The 8,129-nt window shown below is 72.0% G+C and carries 7 protein-coding genes; 3 read left to right on the forward strand and 4 right to left on the reverse strand.

All coding sequences use genetic code 11. The annotated features are described in order from the left end of the window. On the reverse strand, window positions 1–913 hold a 913-nt coding region (locus BZY54_RS25770), incomplete at its 3' end, for a glycerate kinase (protein ID WP_086727715.1). Between the two features lie 183 nt (window positions 914–1,096). On the opposite strand from BZY54_RS25770, the gene BZY54_RS25775 reads away from it, so the two are divergent. Continuing rightward, window positions 1,097–2,212 carry an ADP-ribosylglycohydrolase family protein gene (locus BZY54_RS25775; RefSeq protein ID WP_086727710.1) on the forward strand — a complete coding sequence of 372 codons (1,116 nt, stop codon included), beginning with the start codon at window positions 1,097–1,099 and terminating at the stop codon, window positions 2,210–2,212. Next, the gene (locus tag BZY54_RS25780; protein WP_086727711.1) at window positions 2,209–2,709 is read left to right on the forward strand and encodes an NUDIX domain-containing protein; all 501 of its coding nucleotides are present in this window, start codon (window positions 2,209–2,211) and stop codon (window positions 2,707–2,709) included. Before BZY54_RS25775 ends, BZY54_RS25780 begins: the two co-directional genes overlap by 4 nt. Before the next feature lie 118 nt (window positions 2,710–2,827). Here the strand turns inward: BZY54_RS25780 and fumC are convergent, their stop codons facing one another. Together fumC and BZY54_RS25790 are read right to left on the reverse strand one after the other, a co-directional pair. After that, entirely contained in the window at window positions 2,828–4,312 is a 1,485-nt protein-coding gene (fumC, locus tag BZY54_RS25785; RefSeq protein ID WP_086727712.1) for a class II fumarate hydratase, read from the reverse strand. Further along, complete coding sequence (locus BZY54_RS25790; RefSeq protein ID WP_086727713.1) at window positions 4,309–5,982, reverse strand: NAD-dependent malic enzyme; 1,674 nt, start codon at window positions 5,980–5,982, stop codon at window positions 4,309–4,311. Before BZY54_RS25790 ends, fumC begins: the two co-directional genes overlap by 4 nt. Window positions 5,983–6,255: 273 nt before the next feature. On the opposite strand from BZY54_RS25790, the gene BZY54_RS25795 reads away from it, so the two are divergent. After that, window positions 6,256–6,993 carry an SIR2 family NAD-dependent protein deacylase gene (locus BZY54_RS25795; RefSeq protein WP_086727714.1) on the forward strand — a complete coding sequence of 246 codons (738 nt, stop codon included), beginning with the start codon at window positions 6,256–6,258 and terminating at the stop codon, window positions 6,991–6,993. 85 nt (window positions 6,994–7,078) lie between these two features. Here the strand turns inward: BZY54_RS25795 and BZY54_RS25800 are convergent. Next, the coding region (locus tag BZY54_RS25800) for a selenium-binding protein SBP56-related protein (RefSeq protein ID WP_086727716.1) at window positions 7,079–8,129 on the reverse strand (1,051 nt) is incomplete at its 5' end.

The following is an 8,129-nucleotide window of genomic DNA, read 5'->3' on the forward strand; positions in this document are numbered from 1 at the left end:
CCCCGGCCGGGGCCTTGCCGTGCAGGGTCTGCTCGTCCAGCGAGCCCTCACCGGTGATCACCAGGGACGCCCATGCCAGCGCGGGCGCGAAGCCGAGCACGTCCAGCATGACCTCGATGCCGGCCCGGAACCGGGCCCCGAGGATCAGCGCCCCGTACCCGATGCCGCCCGCGGCCCCGGCCCCGGGCGACGCCGCGTACTCGGCGGCCCGGGTCCCGATCGCCTCCTCCAGGACCTTCGCGTAGTGCGCGAGGGCCGCGTCCAGCGTCTCCACGTCCTCCGGCGACGCACCCTTCTGCGGACCGTAGACCGCGGGCGCACCCTTCGGCCCGGTCAGCGGATTGTCGACGTCGCTGGCGAGCACGAACTCAACCGAGGTGAGCCGCGGATCGAGTCCGGACAGATCCGCGTGGTCGAGTTCCGCCAGTCCCCCGCCGCCGGGCGGGATCGGCTCCCCGGCCGCGGTGGAGAACCGCGCTCCCAGCGCGGACAGCATCCCCGCACCGCCGTCCGTGGTCGCGCTCCCGCCGACGCCGAACACGATCGTCCGCGCCCCCGCGTCCAGCGCGGCCCGCAGCAGTTCGCCGGAGCCGTACGTGGACGCCGTGAGCGGCGCGAAGACACCGGCGGGCAGCCGCTGCAGCCCGCTGGCTTCCGCCATCTCCACCACCGCGGTGCCGCCGCGCAGCCCGAACGCGGCCGTCACCTCGTCGCCGAGGGGACCGGCGACCCGTACCTCCCGGCGCTCGAACCCGGCGGCGACCGCCGCGTCCACGGTCCCGTCGCCGCCGTCGGCCACGGGCAGCGCCTCGACCTCCAGGTCCGGCACGACCCGGCGCAGCCCGGCCGTCACCCGCTCGGCGACCTGCACGGCCGTCAGCGAGCCCTTGAACTTGTCCGCGGCAACCAGCACCCTGCGGGTGCCGTGCACTGCAGCGTCCGCCACCTTGCAATCCCCTTGCTCTCCGGGCCCCGCACGTCAGGGGGCCAGTCGCGCCGCTGCGACCATAACCGGCGACCGCCCCCGGCGTCATGTCCCGCCCGCACCCTGAGAAGCGGCGGGGAGGCCGTGCGGGAAAGCGGGTACACCGGTCGTATGACCCCTGTCCGCACCGAACCGGGCCGCGCGGACCGCCCGGCACCCGCCGACCACCCGGCAACGGCCGACCGCCTGCTAGGTGGCTGGCTGGGCCGGATCGCGGGGAACATGCTGGGCAAGCCGGTCGAGCAGGGCGACCTGTGGACCCGGGACCGCATCGACCGCTATCTGCGCCGGGCCGCCGCGCTGCCGCTCACCGACTATCTTCCCGAACCGGTCGCCGAAGGCGACGAGGACCTGCCCGAGCTGCGCCCCGAGTGGCGGGAGTGCGTGCGCGGCCGCATCCACGGCAGCTGCCGCGACGACGACATCGACTACGCGATCCTCGGTCTGGACCTGCTGGAGACGCACGGTTTCGGCTTCACCACGGAACAGGTCGGCGACCTCTGGCTGCTGCGGCTGCCGTACCTGCAGACGTTCACCGCCGAGCGGGCCGCGTACCGCAACCTGGCCAACGGTCTCAAACCACCTCTGACGGCCACGTACGACAACCCGTACCAGGAGTGGATCGGCGCCCTGATCCGCGCCGACATCCACGGCTGGACCAACCCGGGCAACCCGCGCCGCGCCGCCTCGCTGGCCCGCCGGGACGCGGTGCTGTCGCACTCCGGCAACGGCGTCTACGGCGCCATGTGGGCGGCGGCGCTGATCGCGGCGGCGTTCACGGCCCCGTCCGTCCGCGCGGCGGTCGACACCGCGCTCACGGTGATCCCGGCGAGCAGCCGTCTGGCCCGCACCGTACGCCGTGTCGTCTCCCTGCACGAGACGGGTCTGCCCTGGGAGGACACCCTCACCACGCTCGCGGAGGAGACCGCGGGGCTCGGCTGGATCCACACCGTCCCCAACGCCGCCGTGCTCACGGCCGGTCTGCTCCACGGCGACGGCGACTTCACCCGCACCGTCGCGCTGACCGTGCGCGGCGGCCTGGACACCGACTCGAACGGCGCGACGGCCGGTTCGGTGGCCGGTGTGCTCATCGGCGCGGAGGCCATCCCGCGCCAGTGGAAGGACCCCCTCGAGGACACGGTGCGCAGCGCGGTGTTCGGTTTCGACGGCGTACGCATCAGCGAGCTGGCGGAGCGGACGCTGCGACTGGCTACCCTTCCAGGATGACCACTCCAGACATCCCGGACTACGCCACGTACATCGCCGGGCTGCCCCGTGTCCTCGCCGGTGCCGCCACCGTCTTCCGCGACGCCGGGGGGAGGGTGCTGCTCGTCGAACCCAACTACCGGGACGGATGGGCGCTCCCGGGCGGCACGATCGAGTCCGACGCCGGTGAGACACCGCGTCAGGGCGCGCGCCGCGAGACGCTGGAGGAGATCGGCCTCGACCGGGAGCCCGGGCGGCTGCTCGCGGTCGACTGGGTGCCCGGCACCGGACGCCCGCCCCTGGTGTCGTACATCTACGACGGCGGGGTCCTCGCCGAGGAGGAGTTCAAGGCGATCCGCCTGCAGGAGGAGGAGCTGCTGTCGTGGCGGCTCGTCCCGCGCGACGAGCTCGCCGCCCACCTGCCGGGTTCCCTGGGCCACCGCGTCCTGGCCGCCCTCGACGTGCTCACCGAGGGCACGGGCACCGCGGAACTGGAGAACGGCCACCGCGTCGGCTGAGAGCCCGGCCGTGCCGCGGGCCCGTCGGTGCACCGGGCCGGCCGGCACCATGACCTCCACGGCGAGTTCGGCGTCGGTCGAGACGGTCACCCCGGCCATGGGTCCTGAGCGACTCCGTTCAGCCGTGCCGCCCGGCCGCTGCGGCCATGGCGGCCGGATCGACGATGCGGTCGAAGTCCTCCGCGCCGATGTGGCCGGACGCCAGGGCCGCCTCGCGCAGGGTGGTGCCCTCGTCGTCGGCCTTGTGCGCGATCGCGGAGGCCTTGTCGTAGCCGATGACCGGAGAGAGGGCGGTGACCAGCATGAGCGACCGGTCGACGTAGTGGTCGATCTGGTCGTCGTGGAGCCGGGTGCCCTCGATGCAGTACTGGCGCAGTTTGGTGCACGCGTCCGCGAGGATGGTGGCCGCGTGCAGGAAGTTGTTGATGACGACCGGGCGCATGGCGTTGAGCTCGAAGTTGCCCTGCGAGCCGGCGAAGGCGACGGCGGCGTCCTCGGACAGCACCTGGATGCAGACCATGACCATCGCCTCGCACTGGGTCGGGTTGACCTTGCCCGGCATGATCGAGGAGCCCGGCTCGTTCGCCGGCAGGATCAGCTCGCCCAGGCCGCAGCGGGGGCCTGAGGCCAGCCACCGGATGTCATTGGCGATTTTCATCAGTGGCACGGCGAGGGCCCGCAGCCCGGCGGAGGCGCCCGCCATGGCGTCCAGGCCTCCCTGGGCGGCGAACTTGTTCTCGGCGGTGGTGAACGGGAATCCGGTCGCGGCGGCGATCTCGGCGGCGACCTGCTCGGCGAATCCGGGTGGGGCGTTCAGTCCCGTGCCGACCGCGGTGCCGCCCGCGGCGAGCTCGAACAGGCCCTCGGCGGACGTGGCGGCCCGGTCGAGGGCCTGTCGCAGTTGGCAGGCATAGCCGGACCACTCCTGCCCCACGGTGAGCGGGACCGCGTCCTCCAGGTGGGTACGGCCGATCTTCACCACGTCGCGCCACTGCTCGGACTTCGCCTCGATGGCCCGTCGCAGCGCCCGCACGCTGGGCAGCAGGTGCTCGTGGACCGCCTTGACCGCGGCGATGTGCATGGCGGTGGGGAAGGTGTCGTTGGAGGACTGCCCCATGTTGACGTGGTCGTTGGGATGGATCGGGGACTTGCTGCCCAGCTCGCCGCCGACCAGCTGGATCGCGCGGTTGCCGATCACCTCGTTGGTGTTCATGTTGGACTGCGTCCCGGACCCGGTCTGCCACACGTACAGCGGGAAGTGGTCGTCGAGCCTGCCCGAGATGACCTCCTCCGCCACCTTCTCGATCAGGTCGGCCTTCCAGGCCGGCAGCCGTCCGGCACGCCCGTTGACGATCGCGGCGGCCTTCTTGACGTAGCCGTAGGCGTGGTAGACGGCCTTGGGCATGCGGTCGTCCCCGATGGAGAAATGGATCAGAGACCGCTGGGTCTGCGCACCCCAGTAGCGGTCGGCGGGGACGTCCACGGCACCCATGGAGTCGGTCTCCCGCCGGGTGCCGGCCGCGTGCAGCCCGATGGGCAGGTCGAGGATCTGCGGCGCCTGGTCCGCGTGGACCTGGCCGAGGCCGGAGTGCTGGGCCGTCATGACGGCACTCCCTCGTCGTAGACCGGCTCCCACATGGCCTCACGGACGGCCTGGCCGGGGTCGGCGGGCTTGCGGGTGGCCACGCCCTCGCCGACCGCGGCCTCGACCACGGCGGTCGCGGTGATCGCCGACGACTGCCGGAGATTCTCCACGGGCGGCAGCAGCGAGGCCCCCGGCCCCTTCGCCTCGACCTGGTCGGCCACGGCCTGTGCGGCGGCGAGCAGCATGCCCGCGGTCACCTGGGAAGCCCCGGAGACCACGGTGCCCAGGCCCAGCCCGGGGTACAGCAGCGCGTTGTTGGCCTGCCCGATCTCGTAGGTCACGCCGTCGTGCTCCACGGGCGGGACCGGGATGCCGGTCGCCACCAGCGCCTTCCCCCCGGACCAGGCGATGACGTCGGCGGGCATGGCCTCGATGCGGGAGGTGGGGTTGGAGATCGGCAGGATGATCGGCCGCTCGGTGCCGGCGGCCATGGCCTCGACGACCTCGCGGGTGAACCCCCCGTGCACCGTGGAGGTCCCCAGCAGGATGGTCGGCTCGGCCCGCCGGACGGTCTCCAGCAGCGAGACGCCGCCGTCGTCCCTCGCCCAGCCCGCTACGTCGGCGGGATCGCGCGCGTAGGGCTCCTGGTAGTCCCGCAGGTCGGCCATGTCCTGGGTGAGCAGCCCCTGCTTGTCGATCAGCCACACCTGCCCGGCGGCCTGCCCGGGATCGGCGCCGTCGCGGATCATCGCGTCGTGCAACTGGTCGGCGATGCCCACCCCCGCGGTGCCGGCGCCGAAGACGACCAGTTTCTGGTCCCGCATCCGCACGCCGCCCGCCTTGACGGCCGACAGCGCGGCGGCCAGCGTGATGGCGCCGGTGCCCTGCATGTCGTCGTTGAAGATCCGGTAGGTGCCGCCGTAGGTCTCGAGGATCCGCCGGGCGTTGCTGGGGCCGAAGTCCTCGAAGTGCAGCAGCGCGTCCGGGAACATCGACGACGCGGTTTCCAGGTACTTCGCGATGAACGCGTCGTAGTCGGCGCCGCGGACCCTGGGGTGCCGGTTGCCCAGGTAGAGCGGGTCGTCCAGCAGCGACTCGCGGTCCGTTCCCACGTCCAGCGACACCGGGACGACGCGGCGCGGGTCGATGCCGGCCGCCGCGGTGTAGACCGCCAGTTTGCCCACCGAGATCTCGATCCCGCCCACGCCCCAGTCGCCGATGCCCAGGATCTCCTCGGCGTCGCTGCACACGATCAGGTCCACGTCCTCGGGTCCGAGCCGGAGCGTCTCTAAGGCCTTGGCGATGTCGTCGGCCTGGTCGATGGACAAGAAGATGCCGCGCGGGCGGCGGTACTCGTGGGAGTACTTCTCGATCGCTTCGCCGACCGTGGGGTCGTACACGATCGGCAACAGCTCCACCAGGTGATCCGTCAACACCCTGTAGTACAAGGTCTCGTTGCGGTCGTGCAGTTGCTCCAGGTACACGTTCTTGGCGAGGTCACTGCTCTGCGCCCGCAACTGCTGGTAGGCGCGTTGTGCCTGCTGCTCCAGTGCCAGCACCCCGGACGGCAGTCGCCCGGTCAGGCCGAGCTCGTCCCGCTCGGTCCGGGTGAACGCCACGCCCCGGTCGCGGAGTGGATCCACCAGGACGTCTGGAGTGGCAGGAGTCCGCACCGTCTTCTTGGTCATGACGCTCTCCCGATGTGCGTGTGCGTGCGTCGCCCGGCGAGTGCGGGCGTGTATCGCCCGGCGGTCCGCCGGGCCGTGAGCGTCCCCCGCCGCTACCTCTACCGTGCGCACACCGCTTCCCCCGCTGCGCGTCGATCTTGCGTCGGTCCGATTCCGCCTGTGGCGGCTCCGAGTCGGAGGCACCGCGCCGCAGAGGCGGCGCGCGCCTGACGAGCCGGCGGCACGGTCCGATACTCACTCGCTCCGAGCGGGCAGGCGTCCTACTCTCGGCGCATGGGCAGGCCTCTCGTAGCCATTCTCAGTGGCGCAGGTATCTCCACCGATTCCGGGATCCCCGATTACCGCGGTCCGAACGGGCTCTGGCGACGGGACCCCGAGGCGGAGAAGCTCGTGACGTACGAGCACTACATGGGCGATCCGGAGATCAGACGGCGATCCTGGCAGATGCGGCGCGGGAACCGGACGCTGCACGCCGAGCCGAACGCCGCCCATCGGGCGGTGGCCGAGCTGGAGCGGTCCGGCGTGCCGGTGCGGGTCATCACCCAGAACGTGGACGGCCTGCACCAGCTGGCCGGGATGCCCGCCCGCAAGGTGCTGGAACTGCACGGCAGCGCACGCAGCGTGGTGTGCACGCGGTGCGGGGTGCGCGGTCCGATGGAGGACGCCCTCGCCCGCATCGAGGCCGGTGAGGAGGACCCGGCGTGTTCGGAGTGCGGCGGGATCCTCAAGTCGGCGACCGTGATGTTCGGCGAGCGCCTGGACCCGGTGGTTCTCGGTGAGGCGGTCGCCATCACCAAGGCCTGCCAGGTGTTCATCGCCGTGGGCACCAGCCTCCAGGTACAGCCCGCCGCAGGACTCGCCGGTGTCGCGGCCGACCACGGCGCCCGCCTGATCATCGTCAACGCCGAGCCGACTCCGTACGACGAGACGGCCGACGAGGTCGTACGCGAGCCGATCGGCACCGCACTGCCCAGGATCCTGAGCGGGATCAGCACCGAGAGCACCCTCTAGGGTCTCGTCGGCCTGATCCGGACGGCGGGCCCTGGTCTCGGCGGCCGCCGCGGGCCCGGCGCCGGCGCTCGCGGAGCGCAAGCGGTCAGCCGCGGTAGCAGTACGAGTCCGAGGACGCGTCGCCGCCGTGCAGGCGTGTCTGGTGCACACGCAGGCCGAGGAAGTCCGGGCCGTGCGGGAAGAAGCGGGGGTCGACGGTGAGTCCGCCGTGCGTGGTGTCGGCGTCCAGTTTGACCATCCACGGGTCGATGCCCGCCGGATAGAACTGCGCGTCCCACGTGGCGTACAAGGAGTTCGTCACGTACACGCGCCGCCCGTCGCGGCTGAGCTCGACCATCTGCGTCCCGCCCGTGAGCGGAGTGTCCGGCTCGGCGGGGTGCGGCTGTCGGCCGACGACGCCGCCCAGACGCACGGACGCGGTCCGCCTGGGACGGAACGGGTCGCTCACGTCGTACTGGAGCAGGTCGCCGGTTCCCCATGCGGATATGTACAGCCACCGGTCGTCCACCGACAGGTCGATGTCGGTGATCAACGGGGGCACGGCGCCGAACGGACGCAGAGCCGGGGGGAGGTCCTCCGTTCGCGCGGGCTCGGCCGGGACGGTGATCACCTTGCGGACGACGAAGTCCTCGCCGTCCCGGTTCCACAACCACACCGACGCCGACAGGTCCTCCACGTCGACCACGGTGTTCGTGAACCCCCACGTGGCCTCGGGGTCGTGCGCGGGGCGCAGTTCCAGCACCATCTGGTTCTCGTCCCCCAGATCGACGCGCTGCAGGTGCCGGCCGGAGTCCAGCTCCCAGAAGTGCAGCGAGTGGCCGTACCGGCGAGCCAGCAGCAGGTCGGGGAGGAGGCCGTCCTCGATCATCGAAGGGGTCCCCCACTCGCTGGTGACGGCGATGTTCCGGCCCAGATGCCACCAGACGTCGTAGGCGAACCGCTGCGGTCCGCGGTCGGTCTCCCAGGCGCGCAGCACTTCGAAGGTCTCGTGGTCCAGCAGCGCGACACCGCCGGGCCCGTCGGCGCCGTCCGCACCGCCCAGGCAGGACAGGAACATTGCGTCCGGACCGCAGTGGAGTGTGTGTGGACGCGAGTATCCGGCCTTGGCGGCCAGCTCCTCGGGCTCGACCACCTTG

The organism is Streptomyces carpinensis (assembly GCF_002154505.1).
Taxonomy (GTDB): domain Bacteria; phylum Actinomycetota; class Actinomycetes; order Streptomycetales; family Streptomycetaceae; genus Streptomyces; species Streptomyces carpinensis.